This is a genomic window from Chitinimonas sp. JJ19 (assembly GCF_036961565.1).
Lineage (GTDB): Bacteria > Pseudomonadota > Gammaproteobacteria > Burkholderiales > Chitinimonadaceae > Chitinimonas.
The window spans coordinates 64,668-84,770 of record NZ_JBAMDD010000011.1 but is presented as its reverse complement, the minus strand read 5'-3'; the positions used below and the strand labels follow the sequence as shown (position 1 = coordinate 84,770).

Genomic DNA, 20,103 nt, shown 5'->3' with positions numbered 1-20,103 from the left:
GCCGCAAGACAGCGACGGCCTGCCCCTTGCCAGGTTTTAATACTTCATGCGTAGGCCGACGTAGTACTGGCGGCCATTCTTGTAGAACGATTGTGGCTGCTTGGCACCGGTCTTGTCGTAGACATAGGTCTTCAGCAGTGGGTTGTTGATGTCCTTGGCATCGAAGCTCAGTGCCAGGTTGTCGTTGATGGTGTAGCCGAGCGAAGCGACCCAGGTCCCGACGGCATCCTGATAGACCGCGCTGCGACGATCGATACCGTTCAGGAAGGCGGAGCGGTAGTTGTAGGCGACGCGAGCGCTCAGCTTGCCCACTTCGTAGAAGCCGCCCAGGTTGAGGGAGTGCTCAGAGGTGCCGACGAGGTCGCAAGCGTGCCGGTCACCGGCTTTTTCCTTGGCCTCGCAGGCCACGCTGGTTTCCTTACCATCCGCATAGGTGTAGTTGGTGTTGAAGCCAAAACCACCACCAATAGGCATTTCCAGCGAAAGCTCGAGGCCCTTGACATCACCTGTGGTGTTGATCGGGGTATTCATCAGATAGGTGCTGAATATGTCCTTGCCCTGCTTCTGGCTTTCGACACCGTTGCGGAATACGGCATTGTAAGTACCGAACGAGACATAGGATGACAGGTCCATCGAGTAGAAGGCCGCTGACAGCATGGCGTTCTTGCCGAAGTACCATTCCACCCCTGCGTCAAAATTGGTCGAGCGGATAGGCTTGAGGTAGGGGTTGCCGCCGCTGCCGCTAAGTGAGGTATCATTCAGGCTCAGGCCGGCCAGGCGGCCAAAGTCGGGGCGGGCCATGACCTTGGCCAAGGCAATCCGGGCGACCAGATCGTTGCCGATGTCGAGCTTGAGGTTGGCGCTGGGCAGGACGTCGGTGTAGTCCGACGATACTACGCTGGCCGCGTAACGGGTGTTACCTGGCCCCTGGAAGCTGCCGTTGGCATCCAGAACGTAGGACTTGATCTCTTCCTTGGTGCGGGCAAAACGGATACCCACATTACCGCTCAGGCCTTCGTCGGTTTGGATGTCAGCCATGATGTAGGCCGAACTGGTGGGCTCGCTGATGGTGTAGGAGCTGGCCCAGTCCTGCCGGTCGGCGCGCTTGTACTTGTCGCCCCAGGCAATCAGCTGGTCAAAGGGGATGGCCCAGGAACCGCCAAGCACACCACCACCCAGGCCGGCGCCGAAGTCACTGGGATAGCTACCGGTAACGGCCCCCAGGCTGCTGCGTGGCACGCCTGCAGGATCGGTAATGCTGCCGGTCTGCTCCAGGCTGCGCTCATGCTTGGCGAAATGCAGGCCAAACTTGAGGCTGGGAACGATACCTTCGCTGAAGGTATAGCGGCCATCAACCTGGCCGTAGTCCTCGGAATCCTTGGTCAGTACCTTGCCGCCCCATGTGTCGATATTGCCTGCCGTGGGGAAGTTTGCCACGCCAGGTATGGTGACCGTGGCCGCGCCGTTCATGCCATTGAGCTTGTAGCTGCCACCTACGTAAGGGCCGCCAATTTCAGCGATGGTATCGCGCGGCGTGCCGCCCTCACCGCGTGTGGTGCCAAGCTGGCCGGTCAGCGTGAAGCGGTCGTTGATATTGAAGCGACCATCCAGGTTGAGGAAGTCGGATTTGGCGTAAGCGCCCTTGCGGCCAATCGCGTCCTGTATCCAGGAGCCACCGCAGGCGCCATTGAGGTGGGCAGGGCAGGTGGCGGGGAAGGCGATAGCAGTGACGGTGCTGCCTTCTATGGTGTAGCTGGAGGGGACGACACCATTGGTGAGTGGCGATACGGCCCAGAACATCTGGTTGCGGTTGTAGTTCGAGGCATTGAGCTTGGAGCTGAAGCCGGACAGTTCCAGGTTGATGCCTTCGGCCGGGCGGGCCTGTAGGGTGATCAAGCCGCCTTTGCGCACGCGCTCCTGCTCAAACCAGGCCGAGCCGGTCAGCAGGCTGATGTTCTTGCCACGCAGCTCGGGTGCTGCTGCCAGTACATCGTTGTTCTTGCCCCAGAGATTTTCCAGGGTGTCCCACCACAGGAATTCCTGGCCGTCGCGGCGCAGATGGCGCTTCTCGTTGAAGCCTTGCACCATGATGCCGAAAGTATTGGCGCTGTTCTTCCAGTTGAAGGAGGCGCTGAGCTGGGGGTCCCATTTGTCGGCCAGTTCCGAGTAGACGGCCTGGATATTGGCGGTGGCGGAGAACGGGGTCTTGGCGTCCAGCGGGTGGCGGGTCTGGATGTCTACTGAGCCGGCGACACCGCCTTCGGTGACGTCGGCACGGGCGCTCTTGCGTACTTCAATGCGCTCTACCAGTTCGGATGGGAGCAGGGAGTAACTGACGCTGCGGCCTGCACCGGTCTGGTTCAGGATGAACCAGTCACCGGTACCGACGCCGTGGCCGTTGATGGTGGTGGCGGTCAGGCTGGGGGGGGTGCCACGCAGGCTGATACGATCGTTTTCACCAAAGCCGCCCTCGGTGCCGCCGGCCGTGATGGTATTCACACCGGGAACGCGCTGGAGCGAGTCGGCGACGTTTTTGTCTGGCATCTTGCCGATATCTTCAGCGGTCACGACTTCCACGACCGAGGCGGCGTTACGCTTGGCAACCAGTGAGCGCTGCTTGGAGGCCCGGATGCCAGTGACCTTTACTTCCTCCGCCTTCACCTCCGGCTGGGCGGCCGGTGCATCGGCCGCGTAGGCGGGTGCTGCTGCGCCCAGCATGGCAATGGCTACTGCCAAGGCGACGGGCGTTGGTTTGTACTGCATGGCGAAACCCCTTTCGTTAAACATGCCACTCTCCTGTAATTGGATAAGTACCGCTCTGATGCTGAACAACGATCCCGGCCTCGCCCTACCCGGCGAAGGCGGGGTATACGGGTGCTACGGATAGGGTTGGCCACTGCCCGGCAGGGCCAGGCCGGCCGCATCGAACAGGTGGCAGGCAGCCAGCTCGGGCTTGAGCCAGACGCGCTCGCCTCGGTGTGGTGCGGTTTCCTTGCTGGGCAGGGAGAAGGCGATCTGGGTGTCCATGCCGTCGGCGCGGGCGTAGATGATCTGCTCTCCACCCAGGTGCTCCACCAGATCGACGCTGGCGGGGATGGCGTTGTCCTCGGCCTGGCCTTGCCAGGCAATGTGCTCTGGCCGCACGCCCAGGATGATGGGGCTACCGGACAGCAGGCGGTACTGTTGTGGCAGAGTAATACTGGTATTACCAGCTAGAACAATATCGCTACCACTGTTGCTACCACTGCGCAGCTGGGCCGGCAGGAAATTCATCTTGGGCGAGCCAAGGAAGCCGGCGACAAACTGGTTGGCTGGCTGCTGGTACAGCTCCAACGGGGTGCCGACCTGCTCGATGCGGCCACCATTGAAGACGGCGATGCGGTCACCCAGAGTCATGGCCTCAACCTGATCGTGGGTGACGTAGATCATGGTGGTGGCCAGATCCTTGTGCAGCTTGGCCAATTCGATGCGCATCTGCACCCGCAGGGAGGCATCCAGGTTGGACAGCGGCTCGTCGAACAGGAAAACGTCGGGCTTGCGTACGATGGCGCGGCCTATGGCAACGCGCTGGCGCTGGCCGCCCGAAAGCGCTTTGGGCTTGCGCTCAAGCAAATGGGTGATCTGTAGCACCTGTGCGGCGCGCTCGACGGCTTCGTTGATCTCGGCCTTGGGCTTCTTGGCCAGCTTGAGGCCAAAGCCCATGTTCTCGCGCACGGTCATGTGCGGGTACAGGGCGTAGCTCTGGAACACCATGGCAACCCCGCGCTTGGCAGCGGGAACATCGTTGACCCGGCGCTGGCCTATGGACAGATCGCCGCCGCTGATGTCCTCCAGCCCGGCTATCATCCGCAAGGTGGTGGTCTTGCCACAGCCGCTGGGGCCGACGAAGACCATGAACTCGCCATCGCGGATATCGAGATCGATGCCGTGGATGACGGTAGGGCCGTCCTCGTAGGTCTTCTGCAGGTTTTTCAGTTTCAGTTCGGCCATGGACCGGTTCCTTGTTGTTGGCCAGCGGTATTGTCGTGTTGACACCGCTTCAATACCAATTTAATACAAGACCGATTCAATACCACTGTAACAACACTGTCAACGCCTTTATGGTGCTTGTCTGCAAGTGTTGCGTTTGTGCGGCAGGCACTGGACGCTTGTACCAATCCCCGTGCAAACCTGGTGGCGGACAGCAGAAGGCCCGCCTGCAACACCCCATTAAAAAAGGGGGGCAGGCGGGCCTCAGGTGGTCGGGCGGAGTGCTTGTGTTTGCGCTGTATCAGGCGTCCAGCGGGGCGGGCAACTGGCCAGTGGCGTTCAGTTCGCCCTTGAGCCAGGCCACCACGGCATTCAGCGCCGGGTCGGCAAAGCCATAGCTGACCAAGGCTGCGCAGGGCAGGTCGGCTGCGGCATAGGGGTTCCATAGCGCCAGGTGCAGCTGCGGGCGCCAGCTGCTGCGCTCGGCGACGCCATAACGCTCGCGCGTGGTGGAGGCCACGATGGTGTAGACGCCATCCTGGGGTAGGCTCTCCCACTGCAGCTCGCTGCGGCGCTGGTAGCTCACTACGTCCAGCTCATACAGGGGGGCCAGCTTGGCGATCAGCACGCTGGCGGCCAGGCCGGGCTCGGACACGCCGTCGGAGGGTGCGTCGGCCTGCAATACCAGCCTGACCCGACTGCCCAGCGGCGGCCTTTGTGCCTCGCCTACCAGGGTCAGGGCGCGCGCCCAGGCGCCAGCAAACAGGGCGCGGTCGGCGGCTTCCTGCTCGGCACTATAGGGACGGACTTCGGCAGGATAGCGGCGGGCCATGGCGGTGACACGCGCATCCGCCTCGGCCAGTCTTGCTGCAGGCAGCGTGCCGGCTGCGACGGCCGCCAGCAAGGCCTGCTTGGCCTCGGTCATTTCATCGCCGAACTGCAGAACCAGCGACAGGTCGGCGCCTGCCGCGACGGCCATGACCGTGCCTTGGGCCTGACCCCAGCGCTCGCGTATGGCCTTCATGTTCATGCCATCGGTAATGGTGACGCCCTGGTAGCCCCACTCGTCGCGTAGCAGGGTTTGCAAGATGGCGGGCGAGAGTGTGGCGGGGCGCTCATTGTCGAAGGCAGGGAAGACAATATGGGCACTCATCAGGCCAGGGGTCTGATGGATGAGGGCATGAAACGGCGACAATTCATATTGCTCAATGGCGTTGCGTGACTTGTCGACGATGGGCAGGGCCAGGTGTGAATCGGTATGGGTGTCGCCATGGCCGGGGAAATGCTTGACGCAGGTAGCCACGCCTTCGCTGAGGTGGCCGGCCATCCAGGCGCCGGCCAGGCGGGCAGCTTGCTCCGGATCAGCGCCAAAGCTGCGCTCGCCGATGACGGGATTGCGCGGGTTGTTGTTCAGGTCCAGTACCGGCGCGTAGTTCCAGTTGATGCCCAGCGATGCCAGGCCGCGAGCGATGGCGGCGCCGACCTGGTAGGCCAGGGTGTCGGAGCCTATCGCGCCCAGGGCCATGGCGCTGGGGGCCGCCGGCATAAACAGGGTGCGCATGACTGCACCGCCCTCCTGGTCTATGCCTATCAGGGCATCCTGGCCGATGACGGCCTTGAGGTCGGCCACCAGTTTGCGGGTTTTTTCGGCGCTGCTGACATTGCGGCGGAACAGGCAGATGGCACGGGCATCAAGCTGCCGCAGGAAATCGGCATCGGCTGCGGTGAGTTCATCGCCGGGTACATCGACCATCAGGGCGCGGCCGGCAAGCTGGTTCAGGTTCTGGGTCATTTCACGGCACCATCAAAGCCACGCAGGAAATAGCGTTGGGTAAACAGGAAGACGATCAGGATGGGGATCACGGTCAGTACGGCGCCGGCGGCAACCACGCGGGTCTTGAAGCTGAATGAGCCCGACAGGTACTGCACGCCTACGCTGAGCGGAAAGTTCTCCGGGCTGGTCATGACCACCGAGGGCCAGATGTATTGGTTCCAGGCGGTTACCAGCGTCAGGATGGCCAGCGCACCCAGGGCGGGCTTGGCTAACGGCAGCATGATCTTCCAGAAGATTTCCCACTCGTTGGCGCCATCTACCCGGGCTGCGTCGATCAGATCCTGCGGCACGGCCTCGAAGGCCTGCTTCATCAGGAAGATGCCGACCGCGCCTGCCAGATTGGGTAGGACCACGCCGGTCACGCTGTCGGTCAGCTGTAGCTTGGAGACTGTGATGAAGTTGACCAGGAAGTTGATCTCGGCCGGTAGGATCATGGTGGCGATAATGGCGCCGAACACCAGCTTGCGCCCGGGAAACTGCATCCGTGCCAGGGGGTAGGCGGCCAGGCTGCAGATCACCAGGGTGCCGACCACGGTAGCGCCAGAGATCAGCAGTGAGTTCTTGTAGAAGGCCAGCAGATCGATGGTGTCGAACACCTCGATAAAGTTGACCAAGCTGGGGTCCTGCGGCCACAACGGCGGTGGAAAGCTGTAGACGTCACCCGTAGTGGAGAGGGCCGTGACCAGGGTCCACCAGAATGGATAGACGGTGATGATGGCCAGCACAGACAGCAGCAGGTAGTGGGGCAGGCGGCGGACGATGCGACGCAGGCGGGCGCTGTGCAGGCCGCGCTGCAGCATGGTGGCGGACGAGGGGGCGATTGCCGGCATGGTTTGGGCTTGGCTCATGGGTTCTTGGGCTGCAGGTAGCGGAAGTTGAGCCAGGCCAGCAGCATGCAGACGACCGACATGACCAGGCTGGCGGCCAGCGCACGACCGAAGTTGAGCGACTTGATACCGAATTCATAGGCGTAGTAGAGCGCCGTGTAGGTGGACTGGAATGGCCCGCCCTGAGTCATGATCTGTACTTCCTCGAAGGCTTTGACGGCGGCCAGCATGGACATGATGGAGCAGAGCAGGATGGTGGGCAGCAGCAGGGGCACGGTGATGCGCCAGAACTTCTGCCAGGCATTGGCGCCGTCCAGCGTGGCGGCTTCGTAAACATCGGCCGAGATGGCCTGCAGGCCGGCCAGGTAGAGCACCATATACCAGCCCAGGCCGCGCCAGATGGTGACGAACATGACGGCAAACAGGGCGATGCGGTCGTCAGTGAGAAAGCCGATGGGCTCGTTGATCAGGTGTAGCCAGCGCAGGATGGCATTGAGGGCGCCATCGTCGTTGTACATGAAGTTCCAGATGATGCCGATGACCGACACAGTGGTGACCACCGGCAGGTAATAGGCGGCGCGGAAGAACTTGATACCCGGCAGGTTGTTGTTGACCAAGACCGCCAGCAGGATAGCCAGTACCTGGATGACGGGCACCACGATGAGGTAGAGGGCGGAATTCTTCAGCGAGCCGATGAACAGTTCGTCGTCGAACAGCTCGCGGAAATTATCCAGCCCTACCCATACCGGGGCGTCGATCAGATTGTATTGGGTGAAGGCGATATAGGAGCCGAAACCGACGGGCCAGAAGGCAAAGGCCAGGAGCAGGATAATGGCCGGGGCCAGGAACAGATAGGCCGTCAGGGTGGCTTTGCGGGAGTGGGCCACGATAGATGTCTCCATGCCGGTGTACGGCAGCTGCGTGTCAGGGCGATGCCGGTCTATGCCCGGATCAGCCAGGTCGCCTTGCCCGGTATGGGCGTGCGGCACCCGCTACATCGGCCCCAGGGCGGGCGTAGCGGGTCAAGGCCTTGTATCGGTATCAGGACTTGCCGAGTTTCTTGTTCCAGAACGCGACGGCTTCATCCAGCGCCTGCTTGGTGTCCTTGCGGCCGGTGACGGCTTGCTCGACTGCGGCGGACAGGCGGGTGGACAGCAGCTCGGCATCCTTGACGCCGCCCAGGTAGATGGTGCGGGTCTGTTCCAGGTTCTTGGCGGCAGCCACCACGGCTTTTTCCACCGCGCCGGCGTTGGCCGGGTAGGTCTGGAAGTGGGCATCCTGCGCGGCCCGCTTGGAGGTAGGCAGGGTGCCAGCAAAGCGCGAGAAGGCCAGCTGGTTCTCTGCATTGGTCAGGTAGTTGCCGAACTTGCCTATCTCCGGCAGCAGCTTGGCATCGACATTGCGCGGCACCACAAAGGTGAACTGCCAGCCGCCCGAGGCGATGCCGGTGGGGCTGAGCTGCAGGCCGGCCACATCGGTGACCTTGTAGATGCCGGGGGCATCGTCGCGCACCCGGGTCATGGCGGCGGGCACCGATACCAGCATGGCCAGCCGGCCGCTGTTATAGGCGGCCATGGAGACCTGGAAGTTGTCCTGGGCGAACAGATTGTCCTTGAGCAGGGCGCCGGCCTTGTAGGCGTCGGCCAGCTTGTTTACCAGGGCAATATGGGCGGGCGAGTTGAATACGGCGCGGCCATCCTTCAATACCTCCAGGCCTTCCTGCGCCATCAGGCCTTCCAGCTTGGTGGGGCCCAGGGTGGGGGCAAAGCCGGCGACACCGGTCTTGGCCTTGATGATCTTGGCGTAGTGGAGCTGCTCAGTCAGGCTGCCGGGGGCTTTTTTCGGGTCCAGGCCGGCTTTCTTGAATAGCTCGGTGTTGTAGGCAATGACATTGGCGCCGTTATAGAAGGGGAAGGCGTACAGCTTGCCATCGAAGGTGACATCCTTGAGGGCGCCGCCGACATACTGGCTCTTGTCCACCAGCGGGTCGACCGACTGTATCAGCCCCTTCTGCTTGTATTCATAGGCCCAGGGCACGTCCATATTGGCCATGGCGGGGGGCTTGCCCGAGGCGATGGCGGCGGTGAACTTGGTGCGTATCACGTCCCAGGGGTAATCCACCCAGACCACTTCGACATGGGCGTTGGACGCGTTGTAGCGGCTGACCACATCCTTGAAGTAGGGGGCGAACTTGGGCGCCAGGCTTTGGGTCCAGAACTCCAGGCGCTGCTTGGCTGCCTGTGCCTGGCCGCAGAGGGCAAGGCCTGCCAGCAGCAGGGCTGTCTTGGCGATACGGTTGGTCTTCATGGTGCATACACCCCATCAGTCTGTTGTCGTCTAGCAGGCGTGCGCGTTGGCACGCCCTCCAATCCTGCACCGGGCTCTTGGGCGCGGTGTCGTCTCTATCCCTGGCCTGGGGCCAGGGCTGGTCAATTGCTTGGCTTGCCGTTGGGTGGTCTACGGCGCGGCCAGTGCTGGCCCGGTGGGCTAGCGGGTCAGGGTCACCTTGTTTAGGTGCCGCGGTTGATCGGGGTCGTAGCCTCGGGCACGGGCCAGCGCCTCCACCATGGGGTAGAAGGCGGTGATGGCTGCAATGGGGTCGAGTTCCGGTACCGGGCCCAGCGGCAGGGTCAGTTCGCGCTCGGCCACATCGGTCGGGGCCGCCAGCAGTACCTTGGCACCACGGCCGCGCATTTCCTCCGCTAGCTTGATCAGTCCTGCTTGCGCCGGACCGCGCGGTGCGAAGATCAGCAGGGGGTAGCCTTCGTCTATCAGTGCCATGGGGCCGTGCTTGATCTCGGCGCCCGAGAATGCCTCGGCCTGGATGGCTGCGGTTTCCTTGCACTTGAGGGCGGCCTCCAGGGCAACCGGCAGGGTCAGGCCGCGGCCCACCACCATGATGCGCTCGGCCTGCTGCAATACCTCCACGCCGTGAGACCAGTCCACTTCCTGCGCCTTGGCCAGGTTATCGGGCAGGGCGGCCAGGCCGTTGAGCAGTTGCGCGTCATCGGCCCAGTGGGCAACCAGGCGGGCGCCAGCGGCCAGGCTGGCGATATAGCTCTTGGTGGCGGCTACGGCGTATTCGGGGCCGGCTTCCAGCGGCAGCGTCCATTCGGCGGCTTCGGCCAGCGGCGAGGCAGCATCGTTGACCAGGGCTACGGTTTGGGCACGGCCCTGGCGAAAGCGCTTGATCGGTTCGACCACATCGGGGCTGCGGCCAGACTGCGAAATGGCGACGGCTACCGTGCCTGCCACATCCAGCGGGGCATCGTAGAGGGTGACCAGCGACATGGGCAGCGAGACGGACAGGCGGCCCAGCCGCAGCATGGTGAGATAGGCCAGATAGGCTGCGGCATGGTCGGAACTGCCCCGTGCCACGGTGACCAGTGCGTGCGGGTCGGTATGGCGCAGGCGCGCACCCAGTTCGGCGTAGCGGGCATCCTGTTTGTCTGCCTGGCGGGCGATGGCAGCTGCGCCTTCGCGCATCTCTTTCCACATGCAAGTAGTCACTTACTTCTCCGACGTCAGATTTACCGGCTCGCCTTCGACATAGACGGCCTTCAGTTTCAGGTTGCGATCAAGCACCACAATGTCGGCATAGGCGCCGGGCTTGAGCTGGCCGCGGTCGTCCAGGCCCAGCAGCTCGGCCTGGTAGGTCGATAGCCGGCGGGCGGCGTCGTCCAGGTCCAGGCCCAGGCTCACCAGGTTGCGCAGGGCTTCGTCCAGTGTCAGGGTGGAGCCGGCCAGGGTGCCATCGGGCAGGCGTACGCCGCCCATGCACTTGGTCACGGTATGGCGCCCCAGCTTGTAGTTGCCGTCAGGCATGCCAGCGGCGGCGGTTGAGTCGGTGACGCAATAGAGTTTGGGTATGGCGCGCAGCGCTGCCTTGATGGCGCCAGGGTGCACATGCAGCAGGTCGGGTATCAGCTCGGCGTACTCGGCGTGGGCCAGGGCGGCGCCCACCATGCCGGGCTCGCGGTGATGCAGGCCGGTCATGGCGTTGAACAGGTGGGTGAAGCTGGACGCCCCGTGCTTGAGGGCTTCCACGCCATCCTCGTAGCTGCCCAGGGTGTGGCCCAGCTGTACCCGTATGCCGCGTGACACCAGTTCGCTGATCAAGGCCATATGGCCCTGCACTTCGGGCGCCAGGGTCAGTACCCGCAGCGGGGCGAGATTGTTGAAGCTGCTGATCTCGTTGAGCACCCCGTCGCGGGCGAAGTTGGGCTGGGCGCCGAGCTTGCCGGGGTTGATATAGGGGCCTTCCAGATGCACGCCCAGTACCCTGGCACCGCCGCCGGTGCGTTGCGCCACCACGGTGGCCACGCCGCTGAGCGCATGTTCTATCTCACGCTTGGGCGCCGTCATGGTGGTGGCCAGCAGGCTGGTGGTGCCGTGCCGCGCATGGATGCGGGTGATCACCGACAGGGCATCGCCCCCCTCCATGACATCACGACCGCCGCCACCATGGACATGCAGGTCGATAAAGCCAGGCAGGATGATGTCGTCGGCGTTGCCGGCGGGATCGCGTGCCTGGCCCTGCAATGCGGTGATATGCGTGTCGAAGCGCAGTTCGCCGTGTTGCCAGCCATCAGGAGTGAGGATATTGCCGTGCAGGTTTTGCATCGTTCAGGTTCTTTGCTCAGCGGCGGAGTTCGGCGATGAAGTCGTAGTAGTCATTGCGGCAATAGGAGTAGGTCAGCTCCACCGGTAGGCCGCTGTCGAGATAGCCGATTCGGGTAATCATCAGCATGGCTGTGCCCGAGGGTATGCCTGCCAGTTGGGCTATCTCGTCGGTGGCATTGACGGCTTTGATGTGCTGCAGGGCGCGGGTGACCGAGCTGCCGTGGCTGTCGAGATAGGCATACAGCGAATCGGCCACCACAGTGGGGTCGGCCAGGTAGCGGCTGGGCAGGGTGGAGGTTTCCACCGCCATGACCGTGTCGTCGGCCATGCGCAGGCGTTTGAGCCGGGCTACGTTGGCTGCCGGTGACAGCCCCAGGCGCAGGACTTCTTCCTGGCTGGCGATGCCGGTCTCGCGGCTGAGCCAGCGCGACGAGGGGGCAAAGCCACGGCTGCGGATTTCTTCGGAAAAGCTGGTGAGGCGCGACAGTGGCTGTACCAGGCGGGGGGCGATATAGGTGCCCGAACCCTGGCGCCTGACGATCAGCCCTTGCTCGAACAGCATGTCCATGGCCTTGCGGGCGGTGACGCGGGAGATATCCAGCATGTCGCACAGCACGCGCTCGGAAGGCAGGGCCTCGTCGGCTTGCCAGAGACCGGTGGAGATGGCGCTGGAGAGTTTGTTGGCAACCTGGAGATAAAGCGGGGTGCTGCTGTCTGCATCCGGCTTGAGTGCCAGAAGGGCGGCTTCGCGGGCCTTGTCCATTTATGTATTTCCCCTAATCAGATGCAGCGCGCCAGTGGCGGAATCGCCCAGAGGCTGGCGCGCACGGTGGACCAGTTCTGCTGGTAGCCAGGGTTGCAATGCCGCAGCAAGACCACCACAGAACGCCAGTGGCAGATGAGATTCGGGATCCAGCGCTAGCGCTATCGCCGCAATTTCTTCACCAGCCTGGCGCAAGATGGTAGCAGCGGCGCCGTCGTTCGTGGCGTGGCTTAGTACCAGCGGCGTAAGTTGTGCGTAATTGGTCTGGCGAGCCTGCGCCAGCCAGTCATAGGCACTGTCTACCGAGCCGCCAACATGTTGTATTACTGCCTCAGCCAGTGGTCCGCGAGGCAGTCGTCCATCCAATGCCTTCTGCGCCAGCTGGGTGGCCTTCATGCCTATCCAGGCACCGCTACCTTCGTCGCCGCAGGGAAAACCCCAGCCCGATACGGTGCGCTTGCGCGGGCCGGATGGGCTGTCGCCGAACCAGGCCTCGCCTATGGTGCCGGTGCCGATGGCAACGATGACGCCAGGCTGGCCACCGTGCGCACCCAGCAGGGTGGTGAAGCCGTCGTTGTCCAGCTTGATGGCATGGAGTGCGGGCGCGGCTGCCAGGAATGCCGCGGCCCAGCTGGCGTTATGGACACCAGCCAGGCCCAGGCCCATGGCGCAGCGGGCGGCATCGTAAGGCTGGCCCAGGCTGGCGAATGCGTTGTCGCAGGCGGCCTGTATGGCTTGCCAGGCTGGCGCGATGCCCAGTGCCAGACCCGATGGGCCGGCGCTGCCCCGTGCCAGCTCGCGGCCGTCGCGATCCGCCACCAGCACCCGGGTGCCGGTGCCGCCGCCATCGACGCCGATCAAGAATTCAAGAGACATCCACTAACTCCGCGTGACCAATAGATACCGGTCTTATTGTGACTGGTTTGATACCAGTTGAATACAATACCGATTCAATACCACTGGCGTGATGCTGTCAACGACTTTGTGCGGCAAGTCCCGATTTTGCGGGCTATGTGTGGCGTGACTGCGCCTGGGGCGGCAACTGGCTGGTATCAGATTTCTTGCCGTGGCGTGTCAACCGCCTTGCTGGGGTCTGCGTTAAGGCGGATGACGTGTCATACCGTCGTAATAATTCCAAGCTGTATCCACTCCTCCTCCAGTTAAAGGAAACACCATGAAACTGATCGCTGCTCTGATCGCCGGCCTGTTCGCTACCGCTGCCTTCGCCACCGAAGTTGCCAAGACCGAAGCCCCCAAGGCTGATGCCGCCAAGGCCGAAGTGAAGAAGGACGAGAAGAAGGTGGAAGCCAAGGCCGAAGCCAAGAAGGAAGAGAAGAAGGTTGAAGTGAAGGCCGAAGCCAAGAAAGAAGAGAAGAAGGTTGAAGTAAAGGCTGAAGCCAAGAAGGAAGAAGCCAAGAAGGAAGAGAAGAAGTCCTGATCGGGACGGCTTCGGCCTGAATGGCAAAAGGCGGCGCGAGCCGCCTTTTTTGCATTTGGCGCCGCTAACAGAACCGCTGCGCCGGATTTGTTGCGGTGCTTGGAGCGTTGCGCTGCAGGGGTAAGGCATGTTGAGGGGTGTCGTTCGCCAGGGGCGGCGAAAAGACCTTGAACGGGCCCTAAGCGTTTAAAATAGCGGGATTTTCCCGCTGCAAGGCTTGTGTGCACCGTGTCCGACCCCATCTGGAAACCGAATACCACCGTGGCTGTGCTGGTCGAGCAGGCCGGGCGCTATCTGCTGGTCGAAGAGCTGACCGAGCACGGTCGCCGCTACAACCAGCCGGCGGGACATCTGGATGATGATGAGTCATTGCTGGTTGCGGCCATACGTGAGGCTCGCGAGGAAACGGCTTACCAGGTGTGCCCCACGGCCCTGGTGGGCATCTACCAATGGTCACCGCCCGGCAAGCCCGGGCTGACCTATCTGCGCTTTGCCTACGCCGCCGACCTGGCGCCTGGCCAGGCTGCCGGGTTGGCGGTCTGTAGCCATCGGTTTGCGGCCGAGGCGAGGCCGGGCGAAGTGTTGGCGGTGCTGGACGACGGTATCGTCCGTGCCGTATGGCTGAGCTATGAGGAAGTCCTTGCCTGCCAGGCGCAGCACCGCAGCCCACTGGTGCTGCAGTGCATAGAGGATTACCGTGCGGGACGGCGCTATCCGCTGGACCTGATCTGCCACTACGACAAAGATGTTGCTTGAGCGCCAGCCAGGCCGCCGGATGAAGTGCTAATTTGGGGAAAGTGTTGCCTTGCCCTTGGCAGGTAGAACCTATCCCGACAACGCGGCCCAGGCCGCAGAAGAGTATTGCTTGTGACTGACAAGACCCAGCGCATAGTCGTCGGCCTATCGGGCGGCGTGGATTCCTCGGTAACCGCCTGGCTGCTCAAGCAGCAGGGGATAGACGTGGTCGGCGTATTCATGCAGAACTGGGAAGATGACAACAGCGATGAGTTCTGCTCGATCAAGGAAGACTCACGCGACGCCATTGCAGTGGCCGACCTGGTGGGCATCGATATCGAGCTGGTGAACTTTGCCAGCGAGTACAAGGACAGGGTGTTCGCTTATTTCCTGAGCGAGTACCAGGCAGGGCGCACGCCCAATCCCGATGTGTTGTGCAATGCCGAGATCAAGTTCAAGGCGTTTCTGGACTATGCCATCAGCCTGGGGGCCGAGAAGATTGCCACCGGCCACTATGCCGGCATCGACCTGGCCGCCGATGGGCGCACCCGCTTGCTGCGCGGGGTGGATGAAACCAAGGACCAGAGCTATTTCCTGTATCGCCTGAGCCAGTACCAGGTTTCACGGGCGGTGTTCCCGCTGGGGGGGATGCGCAAGACCGAGGTGCGGCAGATTGCGGCGGAGATCAAGCTACCCAACCATGCCAAGAAGGATTCCACCGGCATCTGCTTTATCGGTGAGCGTCCTTTCCGTGAGTTCCTCAACCGCTACCTGCCCAAGGTGCCTGGCCGCATGCGTACGCCCGAGGGCCGTACGGTGGGCGAGCATATGGGCCTGATGTATTACACCCTGGGCCAGCGCCAGGGGTTGAATATAGGTGGGCCGGGCGAACCCTGGTATGTGGCGGGCAAGGACATGGCGGCCAATGAACTGATTGTGGTGCAAGGCCATGATCATCCGCTGCTGCTGAAAGATACCTTGCTGGCCGACCAACTCAGCTGGGTGGCAGACGAGGCGCCCAGGCCTGGCCGATATACCGCCAAGACGCGCTATCGCCAGGCAGATGCCAGCTGCGAGCTGCTGGAAGTGCGCGACGGCGTGGCCAGGCTGCGGTTCGATGCACCGCAGTGGGCGGTGACGCCCGGACAGTCTGCCGTGCTGTATGACGGCGAGGCCTGCCTGGGGGGCGGCATCATCGTTTGATTCAGGTCAGCATCCTGCTGGCGCCAACGCTATAGTGTATTTACTCGACTTGGGGCAGCGCAGGCTGGCTGTGCCCGGCGTGCGTTGCTGCGGCAGTTGATACCTTTCTGGGTGGGCGCTGAGCAATGCGGGCCGGCGCGCTCGGCTTCGCTGGCAGCAGGCGAAGACGAAATCCAGAAAGGAACACCGATATGTCCATAGGCAAGCGTCTTGTCGTGATGCTGGCTGTTGCCCTGGTTGCACTGCTTGCGGTGGGTGGCATAGGCCTGAAGGCCTTTGTTTCACTGAACAACCAGGTGCAGTCGCTCACCGTCGAAAGTATTCCCCGGGTCCAGGCCACCAACGATATTGCCATTGCCTACCGCGAGATGCGGGCTTTGCTGCTGTCCCACATCATGGAAGAGGATGTGGACCTCAAGAAAGCCTTCAACCAGAAGGTGGATGAGGCTGTCAGCAAGGCCAAGCTGGCGGTGGATGGCTATGCCAGCTTTGCCTCGGATGCGACCGACAAGGCCAATTATGGCGCCATGAAAACGGCCTTCGAGACCTATCAGGCCGGCTATGCCGAGGCCCTGAAAAGCTCCAGCGCGGCCCAGGCCGACCAGGCGGTAGCGGCCCTGTATGGCAAGGTGATACCGGCCGAGCAGGTATTACAGGCTTCCATCGAGAAGATGGCGGGTTACAACATCAAGATGCAGGAGGCTGCGGCACTGGAGGCGGAAAGCGTGTATGAGTCATCACGCAATCTGTTCATGGTGGTGATTGCCCTGGGCGTGCTGGTGCTGGTGGGGTTTGGCTGGTGGATCTACGGCGCGGTCTCCGGCCCGCTGGCCTTGATGGAGCGTACGGTGGAGCGCATAGGTCGGGACCTCGACTTTACCCAGCGCGTGCCTATCAGCAGCCGCGACGAGGTGGGCATGACGGTGGCCGCCTTCAATCGCCTGCTCGATACCTTGCAGACTAGCTTCCGGGATATCGCCAGCGGTGTCGATGGCGTGGCGGGCCAGGCCAACGGCATGGCCGACGCCGCCCGGCAGATGTCGCACAGTTCCACCTCGGCCAGTGAGTCGGCCGCCAATATGGCGGCGACGGTGGAGCAAGTGACTGTCAGCATCAACCATGTGGCCGACCGGGCCAACGAGGCCAATACCATGTCGCGGCGGTCGGGTGATATGGCGGGCGAGGGCGAGGTGGTGATCAAGGCCACGGTGGCTGAGATCAATGGCATTGCCGAGCGGGTGGCGGACGCCTCGGAACAGATCAATCTGCTGGCCCGTGAGAGCGCCAATATCGGCGCCGTGGTCAGCGTGATCAAGGACGTGGCGGACCAGACCAATCTGCTGGCGCTGAACGCCGCCATCGAGGCAGCCCGCGCAGGTGAGCAGGGACGGGGGTTCGCCGTGGTGGCCGACGAAGTGCGCAAGCTGGCGGAGCGTACCTCGGTATCCACGCAGGAGATAGGTGCCCTGATCGCCACCATACAGCAGGGGGCGGAGGCGGCGGTGAGCCGTATGCGCGAGGTGGTGGAGCGGGTTGATGTCGGCGTGGAAAAGGCCAGGGGGGCCGGCGAGACCATATTGCAGATACGGCAGGGCTCGGGCCAGGTGGTGGAAATGGTGGACGATATCAGCCATGCCATCCGCGAGCAGAGCGCGGCCAGTACCAATATCGCCCAGCAGGTTGAGCGCATCGCCCAGATGTCGGAGGAAACCAGCGGTGCTGCTGGCGTCACGGCGGATGCGGCCAACCAGTTGCAGGCCTTGGCCAACCAGATGCAGGTGACGGTGTCGCGCTACCGGGTGTGAGCTAGGCTTGCAAGACACACAAAAAGCCCAAGACCTTGTCTGGGCTTTTTGCGTCTTCTGGCGGCTTGCGGTATCAGCCGGCTGGCGGCCAGTGCGGCAAGCGCTCGAACATGGTGCGTAGCTCGCCATCCATGGCGATGGCGCTGCCCTGCTTGGCGTCGAAGATCACGAAGGTGACATCCGCCTCGGCGATGACGGTATCGCTGCCCTTGAGGCTGACGACCTGATGGATGACGGCGCTGCGGCTGCCTATCTTCTGCATGGCGGTGGCGATGCTCAGTTCTTCGCCCATCAGTGCGGCACGGCGGTAGTTGATATTGATGTTGACGATGACAAAGGCGAGGCCGGCCTGGCTGAAGAAGTCCAGCGAGCCGTGGTCTTCGGTAAAGCCCCAGCGGGCTTCTTCCAGGAACTCCAGATAGCGGGCATTGTTGACGTGGCCGTACAGATCCAGGTGGTAGCCGCGTACCTTGATCTCGGTAATATGTGGATTGCTCATGCTCGATGGGCTCGTGAGTGAGGATGGGCGCATCATAGAGCCTGTGATGGGCTCAGGCCACTGATTGGTAGTGCGGGCTGTACAGGTGCCGGGTTATGGGCTTTTCACCGCATGGGTGCCAGTTGGCAGGGCGTCGCGCCCGGTGGGCTGGTCAGTGGCGATATCCGCAAGCGCTGGATTTGTATTTTGGCAAATATAAATCCTGCAAGGGTCGTGGCATGGTGAGCCTTGCCGCAGGCATAATCGGGCCATGCCTTTGTATCAGATTCCCCCACGGCTACGCCGCTGCCTTTATGCCTTCGCCTTTTTACTGGCGGTGGTGGTGGCCGTGCCGCTATTCAACCTCAGCGCGCTGGGCGACAAGCTGGCTGCTGATGCCAGTGATTCGCTGGGCCGCAAGGTCGAGATAGGCGCCTTGCGCCTGGCCTTGTTGCCGCGTCCCAATGTCACCCTGGAAGACCTGACCATCAGCGAGCCGGATGGCCGCGCCCTGTTTGCCCACTTTGAAAGCGCGCGCTTTTCGCTGGGTTGGGGGGGGCTAGTGAAGGGCAGGGCCGAGCTGGTCGATGCCCGGGTTGAAGGCCTGGTGGTGAATGCCTACCAGCGCCTGGATGGCACACTCAATATCGACGACCTGCTGGCGCGGCGCCCCAAGCCTGGTCGCGTGGATTGGCGGCCGGAGCGGGTGGACCTGGTGTCGGCAGCGCTGAATTGGCAGGACGCCCATGGCGCCACGACCCGGTTTCGCAAGCTAGACCTGCACGCGCTGGACCCTGAGGGGGAGAATGGCGCGGTAACGGTGGTGGGGCAACTGACGGCGCCGGACTGGGGCGGTGGGCTGCGGGTGGATAGCAAGCTGCGGGTAGACCGGGCTAAGCTGGCGGCCAGGCTCAAGCAGTTCCGCCTGGCCATCAATGCGCAGACGCCAGAATGGCGCGATGGACGGTTCGAGCTGGCGGGCGACCTGGAGCTGGGGGCCTTGCCATGGCGGGCGCAGCTGCAGCAGGTGGTGGCGCAGGCAACCGTGCAGCGGGGTGAGCAGCGCTGGCAGGCCAAGCTTAGAACGCCGGCGCTGCGTGGTGGCGAGGGCGGGCTGGCAACGGGCGAGATTGAGGCGGAGTTCGGTATCAAGAGCCGGCTCAGCGAAATCGCTGGCCAGCTGAGGCTGGCACGGCTGGCTGCGGAGCCCACGGGCGGCCTGGCTGCCGACCAGGCCAGGCTGACCCTGCAACTGCTGGATGACACCCAGAACGCCCAGCTCGAGATAGAGAGCCCCTTGCGCATGGGCAACTGGCGCACGATGGAGTTGCCGGCCTTTACCCTGACCGGCTCATACCGTAACAAGGCTTTGCCGCAAGGGGCCATCAAGCTGGCGCTGGCTGGGCGCACGGCGGTCGATCTGGAGCGGGAGCGCTTCGACTGGGATAGCCGGGGCCAGTTGGATGGGGCGCCGGTTACGGCACTGCTGTCGCTGGAGGATTTTGTCTCCTCGCGCTATGCCTTTGCCCTGGATCTGGCCAAGCTCGACCTTACCCCCTACCTGCCTAATGCCGAGGCGGCGCCGCTGCTGGACCCGGCACAGCCGCTGTCGCTGGATTGGCTGAGCGGCCTGGTGGCACGTGGCGAGGTGCGCATAGGCGAGCTGGATATAGGCCGTTTCCGGGTATTCAACCTGCAGACGCATGTGGACACCAAGCGGCGCCAGCTCAAGCTCGATCCGCTGCGGGCGGATATCTACGGTGGCCAGCTCAATGGCAAGCTGTTGCTGGAAGGGGGCACCAAACCCCGGCTGCATATGTTGCAGACACTGACCGGTATGGAGGTGGCGGCACTGATGTCCGATACCTTCGGCATAGACCGCCTGTCAGGCCGGGGCACGCTTAATCTGGATATCACGGCACCGGCCGGCAGTATTGCGGCACTGCGCCAGGGTATGTCGGGGCGGGTGGATCTGATGCTGACCCGAGGCGCCATTGCCGGACTGGATGTGGGCGATGTATTGCGCGGCCTGCGTAGCAACCTGGCCAGGCTGACTGGTGGTGCCATACCGGCGGACGTGGCCCGGCGTACCCGCTTTTCCGACCTCAGCGCCCGTTTCGTGATCAAGGAAGGCGTGGCCGAGAGCCGTGATCTGGTCATACGTGCGCCATTCCTGAATCTGGCAGGCGATGGCCGTATCGATATAGGCCAGGGCGAGGTGGACTACCTGCTCAATGCCACTGTGCGTGGTGGCAGTGGCGTGCCCGAACTCGATGCCCTGAAGGGTGTGCAGGTGCCGATACAGATCAGCGGCCCGCTGGCCTCGCCCAGCTACAAGCTCGATACCACAGCCCTGCGGGAGAAGCTGGGTAGCGCCGCCAAGCCTGTGGCCGCTGCGCCCAAGCAATAGCAGGGCAGCCCGTATGGC

16 protein-coding genes are annotated in these 20,103 nt (G+C 63.0%); 5 read left to right on the top strand and 11 right to left on the bottom strand.

The features are described 5' to 3' along the window. Positions 1-36: 36 nt before the first annotated feature. From V7714_RS14295 to V7714_RS14250, 10 genes are all read right to left on the bottom strand, one after another. A complete protein-coding gene (locus V7714_RS14295; RefSeq protein ID WP_335710348.1) occupies positions 37-2,787 on the bottom strand; it encodes a TonB-dependent receptor in 2,751 nt (916 codons plus the stop codon). Between the two features lie 90 nt (positions 2,788-2,877). Continuing rightward, the gene (locus V7714_RS14290; RefSeq protein WP_335710347.1) at positions 2,878-3,990 is read right to left on the bottom strand and encodes an ABC transporter ATP-binding protein; all 1,113 of its coding nucleotides are present in this window, start codon (positions 3,988-3,990) and stop codon (positions 2,878-2,880) included. A 280-nt stretch (positions 3,991-4,270) separates the two neighbouring features. Further along, positions 4,271-5,761: a beta-N-acetylhexosaminidase gene (gene nagZ / locus V7714_RS14285; protein WP_335710346.1), complete on the bottom strand. Its 1,491-nt coding sequence runs from the start codon at positions 5,759-5,761 to the stop codon at positions 4,271-4,273. Then, positions 5,758-6,651 (bottom strand): carbohydrate ABC transporter permease, encoded by an 894-nt coding sequence (locus V7714_RS14280; RefSeq protein WP_335710345.1) that lies wholly within the window; start codon positions 6,649-6,651, stop codon positions 5,758-5,760. Before V7714_RS14280 ends, nagZ begins: the two co-directional genes overlap by 4 nt. Next, entirely contained in the window at positions 6,648-7,517 is an 870-nt protein-coding gene (locus V7714_RS14275) for a carbohydrate ABC transporter permease (protein ID WP_335710344.1), read from the bottom strand. The genes V7714_RS14280 and V7714_RS14275 overlap by 4 nt, the downstream gene beginning before the upstream one ends. 154 nt (positions 7,518-7,671) lie before the next feature. Further along, positions 7,672-8,937 (bottom strand): extracellular solute-binding protein, encoded by a 1,266-nt coding sequence (locus V7714_RS14270; RefSeq protein WP_335710343.1) that lies wholly within the window; start codon positions 8,935-8,937, stop codon positions 7,672-7,674. Positions 8,938-9,117: 180 nt separating this feature from the next. Beyond that, positions 9,118-10,140, bottom strand: coding sequence for an SIS domain-containing protein (locus V7714_RS14265; protein ID WP_335710342.1), 1,023 nt, complete (start codon positions 10,138-10,140; stop codon positions 9,118-9,120). Continuing rightward, positions 10,141-11,253 carry an N-acetylglucosamine-6-phosphate deacetylase gene (nagA, locus tag V7714_RS14260; RefSeq protein WP_335710341.1) on the bottom strand — a complete coding sequence of 371 codons (1,113 nt, stop codon included), beginning with the start codon at positions 11,251-11,253 and terminating at the stop codon, positions 10,141-10,143. A 16-nt stretch (positions 11,254-11,269) separates the two neighbouring features. After that, positions 11,270-12,016 carry a GntR family transcriptional regulator gene (locus tag V7714_RS14255; protein WP_284197224.1) on the bottom strand — a complete coding sequence of 249 codons (747 nt, stop codon included), beginning with the start codon at positions 12,014-12,016 and terminating at the stop codon, positions 11,270-11,272. After that, positions 12,017-12,892, bottom strand: a complete 876-nt coding sequence (locus V7714_RS14250; protein WP_335710340.1) for a BadF/BadG/BcrA/BcrD ATPase family protein — start codon at positions 12,890-12,892, stop codon at positions 12,017-12,019. It lies immediately after the preceding gene. Positions 12,893-13,190: 298 nt separating this feature from the next. Here V7714_RS14250 and V7714_RS14245 point away from each other — a divergent pair, with 298 nt between their 5' ends. The 4 genes from V7714_RS14245 to V7714_RS14230 all read left to right on the top strand — a co-directional run bounded on the left by V7714_RS14245 (position 13,191) and on the right by V7714_RS14230 (position 17,197). Continuing rightward, complete coding sequence (locus V7714_RS14245) at positions 13,191-13,454, top strand: hypothetical protein (protein ID WP_284197226.1); 264 nt, start codon at positions 13,191-13,193, stop codon at positions 13,452-13,454. Between the two features lie 228 nt (positions 13,455-13,682). Then, positions 13,683-14,210 carry an NUDIX hydrolase gene (locus V7714_RS14240; RefSeq protein ID WP_335710339.1) on the top strand — a complete coding sequence of 176 codons (528 nt, stop codon included), beginning with the start codon at positions 13,683-13,685 and terminating at the stop codon, positions 14,208-14,210. Between the two features lie 111 nt (positions 14,211-14,321). Then, a complete protein-coding gene (gene mnmA / locus V7714_RS14235) occupies positions 14,322-15,392 on the top strand; it encodes a tRNA 2-thiouridine(34) synthase MnmA (protein ID WP_335710338.1) in 1,071 nt (356 codons plus the stop codon). 191 nt (positions 15,393-15,583) lie between these two features. Beyond that, on the top strand, positions 15,584-17,197 hold the full coding sequence (locus V7714_RS14230) for a methyl-accepting chemotaxis protein (RefSeq protein WP_335710337.1): 1,614 nt from the start codon (positions 15,584-15,586) through the stop codon (positions 17,195-17,197). Between the two features lie 73 nt (positions 17,198-17,270). On the opposite strand, the gene V7714_RS14225 is transcribed toward V7714_RS14230, so the two are convergent. Further along, the gene (locus V7714_RS14225; RefSeq protein ID WP_335710336.1) at positions 17,271-17,696 is read right to left on the bottom strand and encodes an acyl-CoA thioesterase; all 426 of its coding nucleotides are present in this window, start codon (positions 17,694-17,696) and stop codon (positions 17,271-17,273) included. A gap of 250 nt (positions 17,697-17,946) precedes the next feature. Between V7714_RS14225 and V7714_RS14220 the strand changes: the two genes are divergently transcribed. Continuing rightward, positions 17,947-20,085, top strand: a complete 2,139-nt coding sequence (locus V7714_RS14220) for an AsmA family protein (protein ID WP_335710335.1) — start codon at positions 17,947-17,949, stop codon at positions 20,083-20,085. Positions 20,086-20,103 lie beyond the last annotated feature (18 nt).